Below are 20217 nucleotides of genomic sequence, written 5' to 3'. Positions count from 1 at the left end.
TGCGCTACCATTTTACCTGTCGCCAATCGCGATGGCGGCGAGCGTGGCTGCGCCGTCACAGCATCTGCCGTGGCGCCTGCTATGGTGACCCTCCGATTGCCAGGTGCGCCGGAAGCGCCGAGGGCACCGGATCAATTCCAGGGACGAAGCGTTTTCCACCCTTATGACGGCGAGCATCACACAGGCCGAGACCCAGGAGGGGCCGGCCACATCAGGTTTTTGGGCCCTGACGCTTGGGAGCATCGGCGTCGTCTTCGGCGACATCGGCACCTCACCACTCTACGCGTTCCATGAGGCGGTGAGGGGCGCGGCTCACGGCGCGCCGGTGACGCGGCTAATGGTGCTCGGCGTGCTGTCGCTGATCCTGTGGGCGCTGCTGATCGTCGTCACGACCAAATACGTGCTGCTGCTGCTGCGCGCCGACAATAACGGGGAGGGCGGCACGCTCTCGCTGATGGCGCTCGGCCAGCGCGCGCTGGGGCGCCGCAGCTGGCCCCTGCTGGCACTCGGCGTCGTCGGCGCCTCGATGTTCATCGGTGATTCCATGATTACGCCGGCGATCTCGGTGCTGTCGGCGGTCGACGGACTGAAGCTCGCAACACCAGCATTCGAGCATTACGTCGTGCCGCTCACGGTGCTGATCCTGCTGCTGCTGTTCGCGGTCCAGAGCAAGGGCACGGCGCTGGTGGCCTCGGCCTTCGGCCCGGTGATGGTGATCTGGTTCACGTGTCTTGCCGTGTTGGGTGTCATTCACATCGCCGACGATCCGTCGGTGCTGGTTGCGATCAATCCCTATTACGCGCTGCAATTCCTGCTGTCGCACGGCACGATTGGCCTGGTGACGCTTGGCGCCGTGTTCCTCGCCGTGACCGGCGGCGAAGCGCTCTATGCCGATCTCGGTCATTTCGGCCGCAAGCCGATCCAATCGGCCTGGATGTTTTTCGTGCTGCCCTCGCTGCTGATCAACTATTTCGGGCAGGGCGCGCTGGTGCTGTCCGATCCGAGCGCAATCGAGCATTCGTTCTATCGCATGGTGCCCGAGCATCTGGTGCTGCCGCTGGTCGGGCTCGCGACGGCTGCGACCGTCATCGCGAGCCAGGCGGTAATCACAGGTGCCTATTCGCTGGTCTATCAGGCCGTGCAGCTGGGCCTCCTGCCGCGCTTCGAGGTGCGCTACACGTCGGAGACCCATGCGGGCCAGATCTATCTGCCGCGCGTCAACCGGCTGCTGCTGATCGGCGTGATGCTGCTGGTGCTGCTGTTCCACACACCCAGCAATCTCGCTTCGGCCTATGGCATCGCGGTCTCCACCACCATGGTCGCCGACGGCATCATGGGCTTCGTGGTGATCTGGAAATTGTGGAACTGGAAGGCTGCTGCGGCGGCGGCCGTGATCCTGCCCCTTGTCATGGTCGATATCACCTTCTTCAGCGCCAATTTGCTGAAGCTGCTCGAAGGCGCCTGGGTCCCGTTGCTGTTCGGCGTGGCGATGGCTGGGACGATCTGGACCTGGCGGCGCGGCTCGGGAATCCTGATCCAGAAGACGCGCCGCATCGAGGTGCCGCTGGAAGACCTGATCAGGAGCCTGGAGAAGCGGCCACCGCACATCGTCAAGGGCACGGCAGTGTTCCTGACCAGCGATCCCGCTTTCGTGCCGACGGCGCTGTTGCACAACCTCAAGCACAACAAGGTGCTGCATGAGCACAACGTGATCCTGACCATCGAGACCGCGCACACGCCGCGGGTCGATCTCTCCGAGCGCTTCAAGATGGAGAAGATCAGCGAGAAGTTCTCCAAGGTCCGGTTGCGCTTCGGCTTCATGGAGCAGCCCAACGTGCCCAAGGCGCTGGCGATCGCACGCAAGCAGGGCTGGCAGTTCGACATCATGTCGACGTCGTTCTTCGTGTCGCGGCGCTCGCTGAAGGCCTCGGCGCAATCGGGCATGCCGCTGTGGCAGGACCATCTGTTCATCGCGCTCAGCCGCTCGGCCAATGACGCCACCGACTATTTCCAGATTCCGACCGGCCGGGTGGTTGAAGTCGGAACCCAGGTCACCATCTGAACGGAAATTGGGACGCAATGGCGGACCCATGCAAAATTTGCATGCCAAGGGCCCAGAATCGGGCTAGGCTATGCCGGCAGCGCAGGACTATAAGCCGCGCGCTCTCTTCAGCCGTTGTGCAGTGAAGCATTTTTAGAGGCCACCAGGCTCTCCCATGACAAGTGACGTAGCAGTTCCCGCCCCGGAAACGGCGGCGGCCAATGGGCATGGCGATGCCCACACCACCGCCGGCTTTGGCGCGCTGACGCTCGGCAGCATCGGCGTCGTCTATGGCGATATCGGCACCAGCCCGCTCTACGCGTTCCGTGAGGCGGTGATGGCGGCGTCCGGCGCCGAAGGCGCGCCGACGTCGGCGGCTGTCCTCGGCGTGGCGTCGCTGATCCTGTGGGCGCTGATCGTCGTGGTGACGCTCAAATACGTCGTGATTCTCCTGCGCGCCGACAACAACGGCGAGGGCGGCACCCTGGCCCTGATGGCGCTGGCCCAGCGTGCGGTCGGCACGGGCGGGGCGACCATTGTCATGCTTGGCATCATTTCGGGCGCGCTGTTCTACGGCGATGCCGTGATCACGCCGGCAGTGTCGGTGCTGTCGGCCCTCGAGGGCATGAAGGACGTCACGCTGCGGTTCGAGCCCTACATCATTCCGCTCACAGTGCTGATCCTGGTCGTCCTGTTCGCCGTTCAATCGCGCGGCACCGCCCGCGTCGCGGCGTTCTTTGGACCGGTGATGTGCGTCTGGTTTGGCGTGATCGCGGCCGCTGCGATCGGTCCGATCATTCAGCAGCCGCAGGTGCTGCTGGCGCTGAACCCGTTCTATGCGGTCTCGTTCATGCTCCACCACGGCATCATCGGCTTCGTCACGCTGGGTGCGGTGTTCCTGGCCGTCACCGGCGCCGAGGCGCTGTATGCCGACCTTGGCCATTTCGGCAAGCGGCCGATCCAGACCGCCTGGCTGTTCATCGTGCTGCCCTCGCTCGCGCTGAACTATCTGGGGCAGGGCGCGCTCGTCCTCGGCGATCCCGCCGCGATCGAGAGCCCGTTCTTCCAGCTCTTCCCGCAAGGGATCATTCGCGGCAGCATGGTCGTACTGGCCACCGCCGCCACCGTCATCGCGAGCCAGGCCGTCATCACTGGCGCCTATTCGCTGACGCGGCAGGCGATTCAGCTTGGGCTGCTGCCGCGCTTCGAAATTCGCCATACGTCTGAAGCCCATTCCGGCCAGATATTCATCCCGCGCATCAACCAGCTGCTGCTGGTGGCCGTGATCATGATGGTGCTGCTGTTCCGCTCCTCCAGCGCGCTGGCCTCCGCCTATGGCATCGCCGTGACCGGCACCATGGTGGTCACCGGCCTGATGGGCTTTGTCGTGATCTGGAAAGCCTGGAAGTGGTCGCCGCTGTGGGCTGCGGCCCTGATCGCGCCGTTCCTGTTCCTCGACCTGACGTTCCTCGCCGCCAACCTGCTCAAGGTGTTCGAGGGCGGCTGGGTGCCGCTCGCGCTCGGCTCCCTCATGATCATCATGATGTACACGTGGCGGCGCGGTAGCAGGCTCCTGTTCGACAAGTCGCGCAAGCTCGAATTCCCGCTCGCCGACCTCGTGGCGATGCTGGAGAAGCGGCCGCCGCAGCGGGTCCCAGGAACCGCCGTGTTCCTGACCAGCGATCCCCTGAGCGCGCCGACCGCGCTGATGCATAGTCTGAAGCACTACAAGGTGCTTCACGAGAAGAATGTCATTCTCACCATAGAGACGGCGCAGACCCCGCGCATCGATCCGGCCGAGCGGGTGAAGCTGGAGGCGATCAGCCCGACCTTCTCCAAGGTGACGCTGAAGTTCGGCTTCATGGAATCGCCCAACGTGCCGAAGGCCCTGGCGATCGCCCGCAAGCTCGGCTGGCAGTTCGACATCATGTCGACGTCGTTCTTCCTGTCGCGCAGGGCGCTGAAGCCCGCCGTCCATTCGGGCATGCCGCGCTGGCAGGACCGGCTGTTCATCTCGCTCAGCCGCTCCGCCAACGACGCGACCGACTATTTCCAGATCCCTTCGGGGCGCGTCGTCGAGGTCGGCACGCAGGTCACGATCTAGGGGCGGGATTCAAAGCCGCACTTCAAGTCGCTGCGATTTAGCTTTAACTTGCGCAAGGCAGCTCAAGCCTTTGTAGCGCTTGATTTTCGCATGCCGAGAGGCGAGGTTGCCGCCGGCCGGGAGCGCCCGGCGACGGGCCCCGCGACGTTGGAGGATGATGTGGCAAATCAAGTACAGGATCTGACCCCCGAGGAGGTTTCCAAGGGTGTCACGGAGGGCCGCTATCTGCTCGTCGACGTCCGGGAGCCGAACGAGGTCGAGGCCGAGGCCTATCCTTATGGCGTCGTCGTGCCGCTCTCGACCTTCGATCCCAAGGCGATCCCCGATCCCCAAGGCAAGGAGGTCGTGTTCGCCTGCCGCTCCGGCAAGCGCTCGGTGACCGCCTCGCTCGCCGCCCAGGCCGCGGGCCTGCCTTACGACAAGCATCTGGCCGGCGGCATGCTCGGCTGGAAGGCTGCGGGTCTTCCCAGCAAGGTCGGTGGCTGATCGGGTCGATGTCCAAAAGCTCTTCCTTGAACAAGGTCTTCGCCGACCTTCCCGTCACCATCTTCGAGGCGATGTCGCAAGCCGCACGCGACAACAACGCCATCAATCTCGGCCAGGGCTTCCCTGACGACCCCGGCCCCGAGGATATCCGCCGCGCCGCGGCCGACGCCTCGCTCAACGGCTACAACCAGTACCCGTCGATGATGGGTATCCCTGAACTGCGCCAGGCGATCGCGACCCATTACGACCACTGGCACGGCCTCAAGCTCGATCCGATGAGCGAGGTGATGGTGACGTCAGGCGGCACCGAGGCGCTGACCTCGGCCATTCTCGCGGTGGTCCAGCCCGGCGACGAGGTGGTCTGCTTCCAGCCGGTCTATGACTCCTACTTGCCGATCATCCGCCAGGCCGGCGGCATTCCGCGCCTGGTGCGGCTCGAGCCGCCGGGCTGGCGATTGAATGAGGACATGCTGAAAAGCGTCTTCAATTCAAAGACCAAGGCGGTGCTGTTCAACAATCCCCTGAATCCGTCCGCGGTGGTCTATCCGCGCGAGGACCTCGAGCTGCTCGCACGCTACTGCCAGGAGTTCGACGTCATCGCGATCTGCGACGAGGTTTGGGAGCACGTCACCTTCGACGAGCACAAGCACATCCCGCTGATCACCATCCCCGGCATGCGTGAGCGCACCATCAAGGTCGGTTCGGCGGGCAAGATCTTCTCGCTGACCGGCTGGAAGATCGGCTTCGTCTGCGCCGCGCCGCCGCTGCTGCGCGTCGCCGCCAAGGTGCACCAGTTCCTGACCTTCACCACCGCGCCGAACCTGCAGGCTGCCGTCGCCTACGGCCTCGGCAAGCCCGACGAGTACTTCCTGTCGATGCGCAAGGATCTGACCCGGAGCAGGGACCGCCTGACCAAGGGGCTGGAGAGCCTCGGGTTCCCCGTTCTGAAGTCGCAAGGAACCTACTTCCTTACCGTTGATCTCTCTCCGCTCGGACTCAACGAGAGCGATGCCGAGTTCTGCTGGCGGATCGTGAAAGACTACAAGGTCGCGGCGATCCCGGTCTCGGCGTTCTACGAGCAGGATCCGGTGACCTCGGTGGTCCGCTTCTGCTTTGCCAAGAAGGACCAGACGCTCGACACCGCGCTGGAGCGGCTGTCAGACGCGATCCGCGGACGCAAGAGGTAGACAGCGATGACTGACGTCAGCCGCTTCAGGCTTTGCCTTGGTTTTGCAATCGCCGCAGCCCTGACGTTCGCCTCGCCTCCCGCCGGGGCCGAGGAGCGGGTCGTCAACTTCTACAACTGGTCGAACTACATGGCGCCCGACGTCCTTGAGGCTTTCACCAAGGAGACCGGCATCAAGGTGGTCTACGACACGTTCGATGCCAACGAGACGCTGGAGACGCGCCTGATGGCCGGCAAGTCCGGCTACGACGTCGTGGTGCCCACCGCTTATTTCCTGCAGCGCCAGATCAAGGCGAACATCTTCCAGAAGCTCGACAAGTCGAAGCTGCCGAACCTTGCCAATGCCTGGCCGATGGTGACCAGGAATCTCGCGACCTACGATCCCGGCAACGTCTACGCTGCGAACTACATGTGGGGCACGACGGGCATCGGCTTCAACGTCGCCAAGGTGAAGCAGATCCTCGGGCCTGACGCGAAGATCGACAGCTGGGACATCGTCTTCAAGCCGGAGAACCTCGCAAAATTCAAAGACTGCGGCGTGCACATGCTCGACTCCGCCGACGACATCTTTCCGGCGGCGCTGAACTATCTCGGGCTCGATCCGAACTCGACCAAGCAGTCGGACCTCGAGAAGGCCGCCGATGTCGTCGCCAAGGTCCGTCCCTTCGTGCGCAAGTTTCACTCCTCCGAATATCTGAGCGCACTCGCGACCGGCGAGATCTGCTTCGTGGTCGGCTGGTCCGGCGACATCATGCAGGCCCGCGCGCGTGCGGCGGAAGCCAAGAACGGCATCGAGATCGGCTACGCGATTCCGAAGGAGGGCGCGCAGATGTTCTTCGACAATCTCGCGATCCCCGCGGATGCCAAGAATGTCAACGAAGCCTACGAGCTGATCAACTACCTCTACCGCCCCGACGTCGCCGCCAAGAACTCGGACTTCCTGTCCTACGCCAATGGCAACCTCGCCAGCCAGAAGCTGGTCGATCCGAAGATCCTCAACGACAAGAACATCTATCCGGACGAGGCGACGCTCTCAAAACTATTCGTCATCACAGCGCGCGACCCCGCCACCCAGCGCATCATCAACCGGCTCTGGACCAAGGTGAAGACGGGGCGGTGAGGACGACGGACCGGTGGTTACCGCCACCTTCTATGCAGCCAAAGCCATTGGTCCGGATATTCCCGCACCCAGCCTTCGATCACCGACGTCACCGCCTGCATGGTGCCCTGGATGTCGATATTGCCGGCGGCGTCGCGCACCGGCTTCACTTCTTCGGTGAGCTCGGCGCGAAAACGATGGTCGGGAAGGCGGATAATGCGAACGCCGTGGATCGGGCATTCAACCTGTCGGATGAGGCGCGCCAGCGTCGGGTTGGCCTTGGTCTTGCGGCCGAAGAAAGTGACGTCGACGCCGTTGGTGAACCACTGGTCTACCAGCATGGCAACGTGCTGGCCGTTCTGTAGCGCCTGCCCGAGCTTGAGCGGCGCCTCGCGTCCGGCCGCGACCAGCGTGCCCATCTTGACCGCACGCGTGCGCTCGATGGCGCGGTCGGCCGCCTCGCTGTTGGGACGGCGAAACAGGATCGCGCAGTCGAGGCCGTGGGCGACGGCGCCGAGCGCCGGGATTTCCCAATTGCCAGTGTGGCTGGCGAAGAAAATCGCGGGCTTGCCGTCGTCGCGTAAGCTGTCAAACAGCTGCTTGGTGCGGGCGTCGAACTCGATCCGGCTCGGCTTGTCCGGATGGTCGACGTCGTAATCCCAGATGTGGTCGAGATGGGCGAACTCGGCGCCGATGCGGCCAAGATTGTGCCAGACGCCGGTCAGGATCTGCTCGATCTCCTCCGGCGATTTTTCCGGGAATGCAGCCTTCAGATTTTCGCGGCCGATGCGGTCTTCCCGCAGGAAGCGGCCGATCAAGCGCGCAGAGCGGGCGAAGAATTCCGCGGTCTTGTCCGGATCGAAATAGCGCGTGGTGCGCAGCAGCGCGATCGTCAGCCCGCCGACCGCGGCCTCGGACACCGGCTTGAGGGCATCGCGCAGGCGCGCCCGGGAGCGGAGGAGCAGGCGGTTCATCGCGGAGGGGACGCGCGGAGCCGGCCTTAGGCCGGTTCGCGGGTCAGGATCAGCGAGGCGTTCTGGCCGCCGAAGCCGAACGAGTTCGACATCACCGCGGTGACGCGGGCGTCGCGCGCCTTGTTGCCGACCACGTTGAACAGGATCGTGGGATCCGGCGTCTCGTAGTTGATGGTCGGCGGAATGCGCTGATGCTCGAGCGTCAGCAGCGAGAAGATCGCCTCAACGGCGCCTGCGGCCGAGATGGTGTGGCCGACCATCGACTTGTTGGAGGTGACCGGGATCTTCTGCGCGAGATCGCCGAACACGGCCGATGTCGTGTTGAACTCCATCTTGTCGTTCTCGGGCGTCGCGGTGCCGTGCGCGTTGATGTGGTCGATCTGATCAGGCGTCATGCCGGCATCGGCCAGCGTCTTGTTCATGCAGCCGATGATCGGCTTGCCGTCGGGCGAGGAGCGGGTGCGGTGGAACGAGTCCGTGAGCTCGCCGCAGCCGGCGATCACGCCGAGAATCTTTGCACCGCGCGCGGTGGCCGCCTCGTAGCTTTCGAGCACCAGCGCGCCGGCGCCCTCGGCCATGACGAATCCGTCGCGGTTCTTGGAGAAGGGGCGGGAGGCCGCCTGCGGCGGATCGTTCTGGGTCGACAACGCCGAGAGCAGGGAGAAGCGCACCAGCGCTTCCGGATTCACCGTGCCGTCGGTCGCGACGCACAGCGCCGCATCGGTTTCGCCGCGGCGGATCGCCTCGACGCCGAGCTGGATCGAGGTGGCGCCGGATGCGCAGGCCGTCGACAGCGAGATCGGCGAGCCCTTGGTGCCAAAGGTCTCAGCGAGGTGGGCTGCGACCGAGCCGAACATGAAGCGGTGATGATAGGCGTTGTACTTGCCGCCGCCGGAGATGCGCAGCAAATCGTCATAGTTGAAATCGGCCTTGCCGACGGCGCGTCCGAGCTCGCGGCGCTGCGGCCACTCAACTTCAACAGGTGCGACCGCGAGGAAGAGCGGCCCGGGGAAATCGCCCTTGGCGCCGATGCCGGCCTGCTCGAGCGCTTCCTGAGTGACAAGCTCGGCCATCCGCTCCGACAGGCCGGTCGAGGAGAACGGATCGACGCTGACGAAATCGACCGTGCCGGCCATCGTGGTCTTCAGGCCGTCGATCGGAAAGCGAGTGATGGTGCGGATGCCGGATTCGCCGGCGACCAGCTTCGACCAATTGTCGGCCTTGCCGGCGCCGAGCGAGGTCGTGATGCCCATGCCGGTAACGACGACGACGGGACGTCCGAGTTTGTCGCGTGGTGCAGTCATGTGGATCGTCCCCCGATAGAGCTAGAGCATGATCCGGAAAAGTGTAACGCGGTTTTCCGACCAGATCATGCTCAAACAACAACGAGCTAAAGCGCTGGGCGCTTTAGCCAACAGCCTCGACTAGCGCCATGCCTTCGCCGCGCCAGTGCCCGGCTCCCACCACCACAATCTGGGTGGGCGCGCCCTGCATTTCAATCTCGGTCCCGGTCGAATCGTTCGGCGGGAACAGCGCGCCACGCGAGATTGAGAGCGCCGCGAGCGCAATGCCGAGCGGAAACTGCGTTTCCATGGTGTGCCCGAACATCGTACCGGTCGCGCGGACCGGGAAATCGGCGTGCTTCTTCAGGAAGTCGCGCTCCTCCGAGGTCGCCGGCTCTGCGCCCGATGCGCCCGAGATGATCGCGCCCTTGCCGTCGCGCTTGGGCAGCTCGCCCCAAAGCTTCTCCAGCGTCGCTGCCATGTCTCCGGACTGCTTGCGCCGGGCAAGATCAGTCACGACGCTCGACAGCTTCGCGTACGGCTTGGCGCCGCGCGCTTCCGCATGCGTCTTGGATTCCAGCACCAGGAAAGCGCCGGCCGAGCCGAGCGCGAAACCGGCGTGATCCTTGCGCGCCCACACGGGGGCAAACTTGTCCTTCAGGTTGAAATCGCCGAATTCGTAGAGCACCAAGAGGTCCTTGCGCTCGCCATTGTGCGAGCCGCCGACCAGCGCAATGTCGCTCTCGCCCGAGGCGATGCGCGACAGCGCGATGCGCGCCGCATCGGCGCCCGCAACCTCTTCGCCCATGAAGGTGCGCGAGGTGCCGCCGAGACCGTTGACGATGGCGATGTTGCCCGCGAGCAGATTGGATAGCTGCGCCAGGAACAACGTGGGGCGCAAATCGCTCATCAGCCGTTCGTTGAGGAAGCCGGGCGCATTGGCGCCCTTGGCTTCGGCGGTGAGCACGCCGGTATCGACGTTCAGGTCGCGCTCGCCGCCGCCGGCCGCCACGACCATGTCGATCTTCGACAGGATGTCCTTGTTGCCCTTGATGCCGGCCGAATCGAGCGCGAGGCCGGCGGCATAGACGCCAATGCGCTGCCAGGCTTCCATCTGGCGCTGGTCGCCCTTCTTCGGGATCTGGCTGTCGAAGGAGACGGGCAGCAGCGGGTGCACGATGAAGGGCGCAAAACCCTTCTCGTCGACATTGATGCGCTTCTCGGCAAGCGCGGCCCAGTTGGCGTCGAGCCCTTCGCCGAGCGAAGTGGCAAGACCAATACCGGTGATCCAGACTTCCGTCTGGCCGGGCTTCGAAGCAGTGTCAGTCATGGTGAGACGGCCTGTTGCGGAAAGCCGACGCGGGTTGCGACCGCGTCCATGTAGCCGCGCATATCCGAATTGGGGAAGGGGATCAGCGTGAAGGTCAGCGTCGAATTCGCGCGCAGCTTGCCGCCGACGCGGATCTTCGCCTCGGTGATCGCATAGCCCGAGCCCTCATGGACGACGCTCGCCTCGAGCGTCATGAGGTCGCCCGGAAACACGGAGCCGCGTACCTTGGCTTCCTTCACGGCGGCGAGAATCGGCATGCGCTCGAACTTGAGCACGCCAAGCAGCAGAAAGCCCGAAGCCTGCGCCATCGATTCGATCAGCAGCACGCCGGGCATCAGGGGATAGCCCGGGAAGTGGCCCTCGAAGATGGTGCTCTTCTGGGGAACCTGGGCCTCGACGACGATCGTCTTTTCGTCGACCTTGAGGTCGACGATGCGATCGATCATGTGAAAGTATTCGAGTTGCATGGTCGCCCGATTAGGCGCTCGCGCCCTTGGCGGCAACCAGCTCGTCGATGCGCGCGCAGAGGTTCTTCAGTACGAAATACTGCTCGGTGGTGGCCTTGCCGTCGTTGACCTCCTGGGTCCACTTTTCCAGCGGCAGCTTGATGCCGAACTGCTTGTCGATCGCGAACGCGATGTCCAGGAAATCGAGGCTGTCGATGCCGAGGTCATCGATGGCATGGCTATCCGGCGTGATCGTGTCGCGCGGGATGTCGCAGGTTTCAGCGATGATCGTAGCGACCTGATCGAATGTGGAGGACATCACTAAGCCTTTGATATATTGCGGGTATTTGTCAGAAATCCAGGAGTGGAACGGTGGGTGGGCATCGCGCCCCTGATGACGCCCTCAAACCCCCCTCTGGACGGGTCGAGAGCCCGTATATCGGAGCGCCGCCCTGAGTTCAATGGAGCCGGACAGGGGTGGGACAGGGCTGGGGATGCCCGCCCGTGGGCCTTTTGCCCGGGGACGGGGCCTAGATATGGGGCGTCGTGATCTTGACGCAGTCCCGCCGGCCCATCAGCACGCAATCCTGGGTGCGGCGCAAATCGGCGATGCTGACCGCGAGCCAGATCCCGATCGCAGTCAGGGCGATGGTAAAGGCGAGCGCGGCGATATTGGCGAGCATGCGATGCCGGAAATCGTCGGGCTCTGCGCGGGGCTGCTCGTAGCGCGACAGGTCGAGTGGTTCGGGCGTCGCCGCATGCAGCTTCTGGACGACACCGCTGCCCCGATGGATCACCGGAGAAGGCGTCGTTCGCGGCCTGAACTGGAGCACCTGGTGCTCGTCGTCCGAGGTTATGGGCCGCTGGGATTTCATGGGGTGGGGATTACTCCGAAGCAGCGATTTTTAGATAGCACAGGGGACGCCGGGGAGTGCAGAAAATCTTCTCAACGCGAACGTTCATTGCGCGTTCGCAGGGTCTTCCAGGACAGCGGCTCGCCAGCATGGGAGCCGGTTGTTATCCCGGCGTCAGGGGCCTCAGGGTTGCGCTGCAGCACCGCCGGTGGGACCGCATTTTCCTGTCTCGAACGCGTGTTGCCGCCGCAAGGCCGATGGCATAATCGGGAACCCAGACGACAGCCTGCAACCAGACAAGAGGCCCTCGATCATGACGACCAACGCGCGCGAGCCGAGAGTGCACCCGGTACCGATCCTGTCGCTTCGTCCGACGCAGATGACGGTCGGCATGCGCGAGGTCAAGGAGAAGCGCAAGCGCTGGCGCGAGCACGGCAAGCAGAAGCAGTCCGACCTGCTGGGCACTCACATGGTCCCCGTCGTCGCCGGCCCTGACGGGCGCTACTACGTGATCGACCATCACCATCTCGGCCGCGCGCTGCACGACGAGGGCATCAAGCAGGTGCTGGTGACGGTGGTCGGCGATCTGCGCATGGTCGAGCGCGAGGCGTTCTGGGGCGTGATGGACAACAAGCGCTGGGTCTATCCTTACGACTCCAAGGGCGAGCGTCGGCCTTTCCGCGATCTGCCGAAATCGGTCGCCGACCTCAAGGATGATCCGTTCCGCAGCCTCGCCGGCGAGCTCCGCCGTATGGGCGGCTTCGCCAAGGACACCACGCCGTTCTCCGAATTTCTGTGGGCTGATTTCCTGCGTCGCAAGCTGACGCGCAAGGCCGTGGACGCCAATTTCGACAAGGCTTTGGAGAAGGCGCTCGCCGCGGCCAAGAGCAAGGATGCAATCTACCTGCCCGGCTGGTGCGGGCCGGCATCGGACGATTAGGCGCGCAATACTCGCATCAGTCGCGCTGGAAGATCTTGGCGCCGGGATAAGCGCGCCTGGCGTAGGTTACGACCAGCGCGCGGTCCTGGGTCTCCAGGAAGGGCGTACGGATTCGATACGACCCGACGATGAGGTGCCACAGGCCATTGAGCCTTTGAATGACGATTTTCATCTCAGTATCCTCGAAGACGCTGCACGCGAGCAGCTCCTGCTTGTCGCGGCCGTCTTGCGAGTCTCGATCATCGTCGCAGGCGTGAAATTCCCGATACGGCCTGCGCCGGCTGCAAGACGTCAGCCACTATTGTTAGTTGGTTACGGCGTGCTGCGCCGTGAGCCGGATCGGATCACAGCCGCTTGAACGCAATCATTTTCCGCGCCGATGAAGCCGTCCTGAAACAGAGCGAGCCCACTAACTGGTGGTAGTCGAGCTCACACAGGAGGCTCACATGCGTCGTCTGCTTTTCGGAATTGCGTTGGTCGTGGTTGCTTCAGCAGGCATCTCGGCGTCGTTCGCCGCAGTCCACCAGGCCAGGACCTTGACGTTTGAGGAGCGCTTCGCGCCCGCGCTCCCCTTGATGGTCAAGCACTAGCGGTCTCGCGGCTCGGCGCAATTATTTCGGGCTTTGCGGGCCGGGCGGGGAGAGCCAACGCTCCATCTCCGCGGCGGCCTCGCCGTCGCGGACCTTTTGCAGCAACTCGCGACGCTCGACGCCGGCCGGGAGATTCTTGGCCGCGGCGCGGGCGTTCTGCGTGAACCTGACAAGGCGTTCCTGGAGGGACAGGGCCGGTCGCGTACGATTGCGCTTCTTCATGGTGAATTGCCCTTTCGAGCGCCAAGCCAACCATGTGACGCCAAGACGCGTCCTTAACTTTTGTTGGAACCGGGTAAGGCGATCGCGGGTTTTTGTCCTGGCGGCGCTGCGGCGCTACGAGTTCCATCTCCACGACGGGAGCCAATCGAAGTGCCCAGCGACGCGATCCGCGCGGCGCTCATCAAGCGCCTGCGTCTTTCGTCCGCGATCGCGGACGAGGACATCAAGGAAATCGAAGCCTTGCCGATCTCGGTCCGGCATTATCCCGCCGAAACGGCGGTGGTGCGCGATGGCGAGCGCGCGACCGATTGCTGCCTGATCGCGGACGGATTCTGCGTGCGCTCCAAGACCATTGCCAACGGCAAGCGGCAGATTCTTTCGATTCACATTCCCGGCGAGATCCCCGATCTCATGAGCCTGTTCCTTCACGTTATGGATCATGATCTGTCGACGCTGACGCCCTCGACGCTCGGCTTCATCAGCCATGAGACGCTGCAAAAGCTGCACCGCCGCAGCCCTGGCATCGCCGAAATGTTCTGGCGGGACACGCTGATCGATTCCGCCATGTTCCGCGAATGGATCGTCAATGTCGGCCAGCGGCCGGCGCCGGCGCGCCTCGCTCATGTCATGATCGAACTGCGCGAACGGCTCAGGGTCATCGGCCGCGTGGACGGCGGCAATTTCGAGATGCCGCTGACCCAGGAGCAGATCGGCGAAGCCCTGGGTATCACCGCGGTTCACGCCAACCGTGTGATCAGGCAGCTGCGCCAGGAGGGGATCGTCGAGTTCAATCGCGGCCGGGTCACCGTCCTGGACGAGCGGAAATTTCAGGAACTTGCGGATTTCGACAACCGTTACCTCCACCAATCGCCAACACTCTGAGGCGAACACGACCATTGAGTCGACGAAGCGATCAAATGGCTCAAGCTCGCGTACGCTCCGGCGAGCCAGGTCGTCATAACGATCGGGATGCGACGACATCCGGATCACGACATCAGCAGCGTGACGCCGGCGGCGTCGATAGGAACGAAACCAACATGGGTTACTTGACCCGTCATCGTTCCCGCGACGGTGAATTTGTGATGCCCAGATTCTACTTCAACGTCCGCAACGGCGATCGGATGAATGACCGCGACGAGCTTGGCCAGGAACTTCCGGATCGACGCGCAGCCTGGGAAATTGCGACCCGTTACGCCGGCGACAGCTTGCGAGACCTCGATGGCGATTTGCAGCCTGACGATGACTGGCGCCTCGAGGTGCAGACCGAGGACGGCGCACGCATCTTCCAGATATCGATCCGCGCACGCCTCGGCTGAGGACGGCCGCTCAAACGCAACGCAACTATGACCTAGTTTGCCAGGATGGCCCCGCAGCGCGCCAAGAAGACACCTGCGGAGGGCGATTTCGGGCCTACGTCGTGAGCGTTGGTCGATGCTCGCTTACGACTTCCGCTGGCTCCAATAGTCGTCGAGCGTCGGCGTTTCCATGTCGAAACGGTCGCGAATGGTGGAGCATGTGCTGCCGCCGAGCCTTGCGATGGCGTCGAGCTTCGCTGGATCGATATGCAGGCGCTCGGCATCCACGACGTCGGAATGGTAATGCGCGAACAGGATCTCGCCCATGATGATCTGGCGCGACTTGCCGAGTTCGAGCGTGATGTGGCGGCGGCATTCGAATGCGGCCGGCGCCTCCTTGATCCAGGGTGACGCGACGGTCTTGCCCGGCATGGCGGTCAAGCCTGCGGCCTTGAGTTCATCATCCTCCGGCGCGAACGGCACGGCGCAGACATGCATCGCTTCGGCAATGGCGTGCGAGACGATGTTGACGGTGAAGACCTCGGTCAGGCGGATGTTGAGGCCGGTGTCCTTGAACCGCATGTCCGGGTGGTTCTCGACGCCGAGCGCAAGGATCGGCGGATCGGCCGACAGGCAGTTGAAGAAGCTGAACGGCGCCGCGTTGATCTTGCCTTGCGGATCGACCGTCGTCACCAGTGCGATCGGCCGCGGTACGACGGTGCCGATCAGCAGCTTGTATTTGTCGCGCGCCGACAGGGCGCGGAAGTCGAACGTCACATCGCCAGGGGCGTGAGCACTACTGTCCATCATGTCTCTCGGGTTCGAACGGTCGGCGCCGGCTGACGGCCCGCGAAATCTTTAGCGGCAATTATCAGAGCTCCAGACCAATAGGCGAGCGGAAGATTTGAGCAAGGCCTGCTAGGCCTGCCTGTTGTCCTCGTGCGGCTCGTCTTTGCCGCCGAGCATGCGGTGGACGTGGCGCTCGATCCTGCGGCCAACCGTAAGCAGCACGAAGGCGAGTGCCAGCGCGACCGCGACGATCTTCCATTGCCCGGCGCCGCAAACCACGCCGAGGCAGGCGGCAAGGAAGGTGCAGGCGGCGCTGGTCAGGCCACGGACGCGAAACCGCTCGCTTTCATGGACGATGACGCCGGCGCCGAGAAATCCGATGCCGGTGAGGATGCCCTGGATGACGCGGCTGGTGGCATCGACGACCTTGCCGGGCTCGGAGAGCTGCAGCGCCAGCAGCACCACGGTTGCGGTGGAGAGGCCGACGACGCCGAGCGTCTTCAACCCGAGCGGCTTGCCCTGCAGATCGCGATTGAGCCCAATCGCGGCCCCGGCAAGCGTCGCAACGCTGAGGCGCAGCAGGATTTCGGGCCAGTCGAGGTCGGTCATTGCTTCGGCAGTCGTCCCATCAAATAGAATTCCTCATTCGGTCGCATGCTGGTGAAATTCGCCAGCCGGTTCGACAGGCCGAAGAAGGCGGAGATCGCGGCGATGTCCCAGACGTCGTCGTCGCTGAAGCCGTGCTGGGCAAGGGTTGCAAAATCCTCCTCCGAGCTCCGCTGCGCATCCGTCGAGATCTTCATCGCGAAATCGAGCATCGCCTTCTGCCGTGGCGTGATGTCGGCCTTGCGATAGTTGGTCGCGATCTGGTCGGCAATCAGCGGGTTCTTGGCGCGGATGCGCAGGATCGCGCCATGGGCGATCACGCAATATTGGCACTGGTTGGCGGACGAAGTCGCCACCACGATCATCTCGCGCTCGGCCTTGGTGAGGCCGCCATCCTTCTCCATCAGCGCGTCGTGGTAGGCGAAGAAGGCGCGGAACTCGTCGGGCCGGTACGCCAGCGTCAGGAACACGTTGGGCACGAAGCCGCTCTTCTCCTGCACCGCAAGGAGGCGCGTGCGGATGTCGTCGGGCAGGCTGTCGATGGCGGGTGCGGGGAAGCGTGTCGCGGGCTTTGTCATGGGCATGGATTTCCGGCTTGGGGGCGGGAAACCATAGTCGATGCGGGCGGCGGGCTCAATCTGCCGTAGCGGCCGCGACGAAGGTGTGCGTTAGCAGCACAGCTCTATCCGCCGTCATTGCGAGCGCAGCGAAGCAATCCAGAATCCCGCCGCGGAAGACTCTGGATTGCTTCGCTACGCTCGCAATGACGATGTGGATAGAGCGAGGCCTTACCGCAGCGGCTTCTTCAGCAGCGAGAAGCGGTCCGGGTCGAGGCCCAGCGAGGGCTGCAGCATCGGCGATTCGGCCGGCGCGAGCGTCTTGGCGGGCGGCGCCGCGAACACCGGATCGTTCGGTACGTCGCGCTGCGAGGTCGCACCGCGCCAGCGCTCGAGCACGGCGCCGACGAAATGCATGTCGTGACCGGCGGAAATCGACGGCACGCTCGAAATGGTGGCCTCGCCGCGCGGCAATTGATGCGGCGGCACTTCCTTGAAGCGCAGGCGCGTCGGCAGTGCGACGCCTTCGCCGAACGCCAGCACCTCGCGGGTGCCGAGCGACGGCACGAACGACAGCAGGTTTGCGGCCGCATCCGAGACGGCGGCGCGCAGCAGGGCCTGGTCGCGGTCGTTGGCAAGACGCATCGTGAACAGCGTGTTGCACTGGGAAATGATGGTGGCGTCGAGCTCGGCGGGGCGCTGCGTGATCAGCCCGAGATAGACGCCGTATTTGCGGCCTTCCTTGGCGATACGCGAGACCGCCTTGCGGGTCGGGCCGAAACCGATATTGCGATCGGCGGAGGCGTAGCGGTGCGCTTCCTCGCAGACGAACAGCATCGGCGAGACGCCGTCGCTCCACAGGCCGAAGTCGAACGCCATGCGGCACAGCACCGAAACGACGGAATCGATGACCTCGGCCGGGAAGCCGGCCAGCTGCATCACCGTCATCGGCTTGCCGTTGGCGGGCAGGCGGAACAGATGGCTGATGACTTCGGCCATGGTGTCGCCGCCGACATTGGCGTTGTCGAACATGAAGGCGTAGCGCGGATCGTTCTTCACGGCTTCGATGCGCGAGATCAGCTTGTGATAGATGATGCGCGAGGAGCGGTTTTCCAGCTTGCCCATGCGCTCGTCGATCAGCGAGACCAGATCGACCAGGCGGTACGGCACGGGCGTGTCGACGGTGAAGCCGATCTGCTTGGGATCGATGCGCTTCAGGCCGAGGCGATCGGTGTTCTGATATTGCGTGTAGATGCCCTTGGCGATCGGGATGACCTCGGCGAGCACGTCGAGCTCCTCGGGCACGCCGGCGCGGCCGCCGAACAGCACGTCGACGATCTCCTCGAAATTGAACAGCCAGAACGGCAGCTTCAGGTTTCGCGGGTTGAGCACCAGCGCGCGGTCGCCGAAGCAGCGGCCGTATTCGTTGTGCACGTCGAGCAGGAAGATGCGCAGGTTCGGGCGCGCCTTCAGAATCTCGTTGAGCAGCAGCGACACGCCGGTCGACTTGCCGACGCCGGTCGATCCCAGCACCGCAAAATGCTTGGACAGCATTTCCTCGATGTCGACATAGGCGATGACCGAGCGGTCCTGCTGGAGGAAGCCGACATTGATCTGGTCCGACCCGGTCGGTGCGTAGATCGTGCGCAGCTCCTGGCTCGTGATCAGATCGACCGCATCACCGATGGTCGGATAATTGGTGACGCCGCGCTGAAATTTCGCCTTGTCGGCGGCGTTGAGGATTTCGCCGAGCAGGTCGACCGAGGCGACCGCGATGTATTCGCCGGTGCTTGCGAGGTTCTCGCAGGACACTTCGGTGATCATGGCGACGATGACCGAACTGGCGCAGCGGATGCTGACGAAGCGGCCGACGGTAGCCCGTACCTCCGAGATCGACATCTGGCTTTGCGCCAGAAGCCCGACCCGGGCGAGCGATCCACGTACCGAAATCACGCGTCCAAAAGATGTCACGATGGATGAACCTGAAAAGTCAGACTGTTTCTGAGACTATGCGGGTCGCGGCTGCACAAACGGTTAAACAGCAGCCGCGGTGGCTTTGTTAAATCCGCTACAATTCGGCCAATAGCTTTGTTCCGAATGCATACTTATGGGCGGAATCTGCCTCAGAATGCTGGGTTTATAGGCCTGGAAGCCGCAATTCGCGTTAAGGAAAATTTTACCATCCGGACAGCCATCCGCCATTCGGAGAGAGCTGTTCGAATCCGAGGGCCGATTTGTTGACGGGACCTAATCATTTGTACATTGGTACAAATGATCCCGCAGGCCGACGGCCACCCGCACGCCCGTTGCCCCACGCGCGATCGCGCGATTCCGCAAGACGGATCGCAGCCAGTTTTGGAGGAACCATGCAGAGCGAACCGATCCTCGATCTCGCCCATCTCGGCCACATGGAGCTGCTGACGCCCAAGCCCGATGAGAGCCTGAAATTCTTCGTCGACGTCATGGGCATGACCGTGAGCGGACGAAAGGGCGAGTCGGTGTACTTGCGCGGCTGGGATGACTACGAGCGCTATTCGCTCAAGCTCACGGCCTCGAAGACCTCAGGCATGGAGCACATGGCGCTGCGGGCGCGCAGCCAGCAGGCGCTGGAACGCCGCGTCGCTGCGCTCAAGGGCTCGGGCTTCGATATCGGCTGGATCGACGGCGACATGGGGCAGGGGCCGACGTTCCGTTGCCGCGACCCCGACGGCCACATCGTCGAGCTCTATTACGAGACCGAATGGTATCAGGCGCCGCCGGAGCTGAAGCCCGCGCTGAAGAACCAGGCGCAGCGCTTCCCCGCGCGCGGTGTCAATGTCCGCCGCCTCGATCATCTCAACTGCCTCGCCGTCGACATCAAGGCCAACCGCGAGTTCTTCGAAAGCTATCTCGGCTGCCGTCTCACCGAGCAGATCGTGCTCAATGACGGACGGGAAGCGGCGATGTGGCTGACCATGTCGAACAAGAGCTACGATTTCGCCTATTCGCTCGACCATTCCGGCACGCCCGGTCGCTTCCACCACGTCACCTACGCGCTCGACAGCCGCGAGGAGATCCTTCGCGCCGCCGACATCTTCCTGGAGAACGGCGTGCACATCGAGACCGGCCCGCACAAGCACGCGATCCAGCAGACCTTCTTCCTCTATGTCTACGAACCCGGCGGCAACCGCGTCGAGGTCGCCAATGCCGGCGCGCGCCTCATCCTCGCGCCGGACTGGAAGCCGATCGTGTGGACGGAAGAGGAGCGCAAGAAGGGGCAGGCGTGGGGCCTCAAGACGATCGAGTCCTTCCACACCCACGGCACGCCGCCGGTGGAGATGAAGAAGCACGGGTAAGTTGACGCACGTCAGCTTGGTGGGATCTGAGCAAGCGCCTCGTCCTTCGAGACGACCGCTTCGCGGTCTCCTCAGGATGA

At 63.7% G+C, this 20217-nt stretch carries 22 protein-coding genes; 10 read left to right on the top strand and 12 right to left on the bottom strand.

All coding sequences use genetic code 11. The annotated features are described in order from the left end of the window. Nucleotides 1–163 precede the first annotated feature (163 nt). From Q0687_RS07910 to Q0687_RS07890, 5 genes are all read left to right on the top strand, one after another. Nucleotides 164–2062: a potassium transporter Kup gene (locus tag Q0687_RS07910; RefSeq protein ID WP_298874177.1), complete on the top strand. Its 1899-nt coding sequence runs from the start codon at nucleotides 164–166 to the stop codon at nucleotides 2060–2062. 154 nt (nucleotides 2063–2216) lie between these two features. Then, the gene (locus Q0687_RS07905) at nucleotides 2217–4145 is read left to right on the top strand and encodes a potassium transporter Kup (protein WP_298874175.1); all 1929 of its coding nucleotides are present in this window, start codon (nucleotides 2217–2219) and stop codon (nucleotides 4143–4145) included. Between the two features lie 159 nt (nucleotides 4146–4304). Continuing rightward, the gene (locus tag Q0687_RS07900) at nucleotides 4305–4631 is read left to right on the top strand and encodes a rhodanese-like domain-containing protein (RefSeq protein ID WP_298874172.1); all 327 of its coding nucleotides are present in this window, start codon (nucleotides 4305–4307) and stop codon (nucleotides 4629–4631) included. A gap of 8 nt (nucleotides 4632–4639) precedes the next feature. After that, nucleotides 4640–5818, top strand: a complete 1179-nt coding sequence (locus Q0687_RS07895; RefSeq protein ID WP_298874170.1) for an aminotransferase — start codon at nucleotides 4640–4642, stop codon at nucleotides 5816–5818. A gap of 6 nt (nucleotides 5819–5824) precedes the next feature. Further along, nucleotides 5825–6937, top strand: a complete 1113-nt coding sequence (locus tag Q0687_RS07890; RefSeq protein ID WP_298874168.1) for a polyamine ABC transporter substrate-binding protein — start codon at nucleotides 5825–5827, stop codon at nucleotides 6935–6937. A gap of 17 nt (nucleotides 6938–6954) precedes the next feature. Here Q0687_RS07890 and Q0687_RS07885 read toward each other — a convergent pair whose 3' ends face one another. The 6 genes from Q0687_RS07885 to Q0687_RS07860 all read right to left on the bottom strand — a co-directional run bounded on the left by Q0687_RS07885 (nucleotide 6955) and on the right by Q0687_RS07860 (nucleotide 11824). Beyond that, nucleotides 6955–7890, bottom strand: a complete 936-nt coding sequence (locus Q0687_RS07885; RefSeq protein WP_298874166.1) for a lipid A biosynthesis lauroyl acyltransferase — start codon at nucleotides 7888–7890, stop codon at nucleotides 6955–6957. Between the two features lie 26 nt (nucleotides 7891–7916). Next, nucleotides 7917–9194 carry a beta-ketoacyl-ACP synthase gene (locus Q0687_RS07880; RefSeq protein ID WP_298874164.1) on the bottom strand — a complete coding sequence of 426 codons (1278 nt, stop codon included), beginning with the start codon at nucleotides 9192–9194 and terminating at the stop codon, nucleotides 7917–7919. A 103-nt stretch (nucleotides 9195–9297) separates the two neighbouring features. Further along, entirely contained in the window at nucleotides 9298–10503 is a 1206-nt protein-coding gene (locus tag Q0687_RS07875) for a beta-ketoacyl-ACP synthase (protein WP_298874162.1), read from the bottom strand. Further along, the gene (locus Q0687_RS07870; RefSeq protein WP_298874160.1) at nucleotides 10500–10970 is read right to left on the bottom strand and encodes a 3-hydroxyacyl-ACP dehydratase FabZ family protein; all 471 of its coding nucleotides are present in this window, start codon (nucleotides 10968–10970) and stop codon (nucleotides 10500–10502) included. Before Q0687_RS07870 ends, Q0687_RS07875 begins: the two co-directional genes overlap by 4 nt. Before the next feature lie 10 nt (nucleotides 10971–10980). Next, nucleotides 10981–11268 carry an acyl carrier protein gene (locus Q0687_RS07865; RefSeq protein WP_007592476.1) on the bottom strand — a complete coding sequence of 96 codons (288 nt, stop codon included), beginning with the start codon at nucleotides 11266–11268 and terminating at the stop codon, nucleotides 10981–10983. Nucleotides 11269–11479: 211 nt separating this feature from the next. Continuing rightward, the gene (locus Q0687_RS07860) at nucleotides 11480–11824 is read right to left on the bottom strand and encodes a hypothetical protein (RefSeq protein ID WP_298874158.1); all 345 of its coding nucleotides are present in this window, start codon (nucleotides 11822–11824) and stop codon (nucleotides 11480–11482) included. Between the two features lie 292 nt (nucleotides 11825–12116). Between Q0687_RS07860 and Q0687_RS07855 the strand changes: the two genes are divergently transcribed. Continuing rightward, complete coding sequence (locus tag Q0687_RS07855) at nucleotides 12117–12743, top strand: ParB-like protein (protein WP_298874156.1); 627 nt, start codon at nucleotides 12117–12119, stop codon at nucleotides 12741–12743. A gap of 16 nt (nucleotides 12744–12759) precedes the next feature. Here Q0687_RS07855 and Q0687_RS07850 read toward each other — a convergent pair whose 3' ends face one another. Further along, nucleotides 12760–12915 carry a hypothetical protein gene (locus Q0687_RS07850; protein ID WP_298874154.1) on the bottom strand — a complete coding sequence of 52 codons (156 nt, stop codon included), beginning with the start codon at nucleotides 12913–12915 and terminating at the stop codon, nucleotides 12760–12762. A gap of 274 nt (nucleotides 12916–13189) precedes the next feature. On the opposite strand from Q0687_RS07850, the gene Q0687_RS07845 reads away from it, so the two are divergent. Beyond that, nucleotides 13190–13333 (top strand): hypothetical protein, encoded by a 144-nt coding sequence (locus Q0687_RS07845; protein ID WP_298874152.1) that lies wholly within the window; start codon nucleotides 13190–13192, stop codon nucleotides 13331–13333. Between the two features lie 21 nt (nucleotides 13334–13354). On the opposite strand, the gene Q0687_RS07840 is transcribed toward Q0687_RS07845, so the two are convergent. Then, complete coding sequence (locus tag Q0687_RS07840; protein ID WP_298874150.1) at nucleotides 13355–13555, bottom strand: hypothetical protein; 201 nt, start codon at nucleotides 13553–13555, stop codon at nucleotides 13355–13357. 150 nt (nucleotides 13556–13705) lie between these two features. On the opposite strand from Q0687_RS07840, the gene Q0687_RS07835 reads away from it, so the two are divergent. Further along, the gene (locus tag Q0687_RS07835) at nucleotides 13706–14437 is read left to right on the top strand and encodes a Crp/Fnr family transcriptional regulator (RefSeq protein WP_298874148.1); all 732 of its coding nucleotides are present in this window, start codon (nucleotides 13706–13708) and stop codon (nucleotides 14435–14437) included. 200 nt (nucleotides 14438–14637) lie between these two features. Beyond that, the gene (locus tag Q0687_RS07830) at nucleotides 14638–14871 is read left to right on the top strand and encodes a hypothetical protein (protein ID WP_298874146.1); all 234 of its coding nucleotides are present in this window, start codon (nucleotides 14638–14640) and stop codon (nucleotides 14869–14871) included. A gap of 123 nt (nucleotides 14872–14994) precedes the next feature. On the opposite strand, the gene Q0687_RS07825 is transcribed toward Q0687_RS07830, so the two are convergent. The 4 genes from Q0687_RS07825 to Q0687_RS07810 form a co-directional block, all read right to left on the bottom strand. After that, nucleotides 14995–15657, bottom strand: coding sequence for a flavin reductase family protein (locus Q0687_RS07825; RefSeq protein ID WP_298874309.1), 663 nt, complete (start codon nucleotides 15655–15657; stop codon nucleotides 14995–14997). Nucleotides 15658–15768: 111 nt separating this feature from the next. Beyond that, nucleotides 15769–16248 carry an MgtC/SapB family protein gene (locus Q0687_RS07820; protein ID WP_298874144.1) on the bottom strand — a complete coding sequence of 160 codons (480 nt, stop codon included), beginning with the start codon at nucleotides 16246–16248 and terminating at the stop codon, nucleotides 15769–15771. After that, entirely contained in the window at nucleotides 16245–16823 is a 579-nt protein-coding gene (locus Q0687_RS07815) for a peroxidase-related enzyme (protein WP_298874306.1), read from the bottom strand. Before Q0687_RS07815 ends, Q0687_RS07820 begins: the two co-directional genes overlap by 4 nt. Nucleotides 16824–17033: 210 nt before the next feature. After that, nucleotides 17034–18773: a DUF87 domain-containing protein gene (locus Q0687_RS07810; protein WP_298874142.1), complete on the bottom strand. Its 1740-nt coding sequence runs from the start codon at nucleotides 18771–18773 to the stop codon at nucleotides 17034–17036. A gap of 395 nt (nucleotides 18774–19168) precedes the next feature. On the opposite strand from Q0687_RS07810, the gene Q0687_RS07805 reads away from it, so the two are divergent. After that, nucleotides 19169–20137 (top strand): catechol 2,3-dioxygenase, encoded by a 969-nt coding sequence (locus tag Q0687_RS07805; protein ID WP_298874140.1) that lies wholly within the window; start codon nucleotides 19169–19171, stop codon nucleotides 20135–20137. Nucleotides 20138–20217: the final 80 nt, after the last annotated feature.

It is taken from the genome of uncultured Bradyrhizobium sp. (assembly GCF_936928535.1).
In the GTDB taxonomy this organism is placed as follows: Bacteria; Pseudomonadota; Alphaproteobacteria; order Rhizobiales; family Xanthobacteraceae; genus Bradyrhizobium.
Note: the sequence above shows the minus strand (reverse complement) of the source record. Positions and strands in the feature narration are given on the sequence as shown.